Annotated in this window: 1 protein-coding gene; it reads right to left on the minus strand. The window is 27.7% G+C overall.

Going from position 1 to position 1,319, the window contains the following annotated elements:
• Positions 1 to 226 precede the first annotated feature (226 nt).
• Positions 227 to 409 (minus strand): hypothetical protein, encoded by a 183-nt coding sequence (locus QZ306_RS10595; protein ID WP_295163674.1) that lies wholly within the window; start codon positions 407 to 409, stop codon positions 227 to 229.
• Positions 410 to 1,319: the final 910 nt, after the last annotated feature.

Below are 1,319 nucleotides of genomic sequence, written 5' to 3' on the forward strand. Positions count from 1 at the left end.
ACCAACCTCTTAGTAACTTCTCTACAGGCTTCTCATTCCATTAATTCAACTACCAGCCTTATTGTCAACTTCAATTCTCCCAGTTATAGATCTCATCAGCACTATTTCCACACCTACTAATATTCCTAAACGCAGCCATTGCAACCTCAGATCTCCTCAGTGTTGTTTCCACAGCTACAAATTGTCCTCAACGCAATTCATACAGATATCCTCAGCACAAATCTCATCAGCTACGGATTTTCCTCAACACAGTTCCAACAGCTACAGATCTCCTCAAAACAGTAATTGTAACTTCAAATTTCCTCAACGGAATCCTCTCAACTACAGATCTCCTCAATGCAATTATTCTTGACTCCAATCTCCTCAACACAGTTCTTACAGATCTCATCAACGCAATCATCTCAATCACAAATACTCCTCAAAGCAGTCATTGCAACTTCAAATCTCCTCGACGCCTCAAGTATCTACATCTATGATTTTCATTATCCTCAGTTAAAATATTCTTCAACAATAAATTATCCTCTCAAAAGTTATTCTTAGATATGATTGTTTTCGCAATGATCCCAACTTCACATCTCTGACAGTTGAAATTAATAAATATGAAATAATTATTTTATATACTTTTATTCTTTGTTTTTGTTTTCTTTAGAATGAGCTAGCTATTAAAGTTTATTTTGAGCTTATCATAAGCTTAAAATGAGCAGTAAAAAATAATTTAGATCAATAAGTTATAAAATTGATTCCGACTTAAAAATAAAACACTGCATTATATTATTATTAAATTAGAAAGTAATATTTTCTTAATGTTTTATTCATTAAAAGTAGTTTTTAATAGGTTATTTCGATTATCAAAATAGTCCAAAATATCATCTCCAGATTTTTAGTAATATTGAAAGGTATTATAAAATAAAAACGACATCTAAATTTAAGAAAGCCCTCTTTGACTATTGGAACTAATAATCTTGATATAATCAACTTTTTGAATAAAAGGATGTAAAAAAGAAAATCCAAATATAAAAAGATGATTTATATGAAAGAGAAATTCATTGAAATTGTTTTATTTATACAAATTTTAAAATAATTATTTATATATAAAAAAAAAAAAGACAAATTATCGGATTCGAACTCTTTGCATTTGTCAAATACAATTATACCATTTTTAAAAGTGCTTAAAAAAAATTTTCAATATTGATTATCAAATGTATGGTAATAAGTGAAATGTCAATTTATCACCAATACTTTATATTATTTGATTATTAAGTTCCATAAAATTATACCATTGCATATATAATAAAACAATTCCACATAAAAATCATTCA

It is taken from the genome of uncultured Brachyspira sp. (assembly GCF_910588665.1).
Classification (GTDB): domain Bacteria; phylum Spirochaetota; class Brachyspiria; order Brachyspirales; family Brachyspiraceae; genus Brachyspira.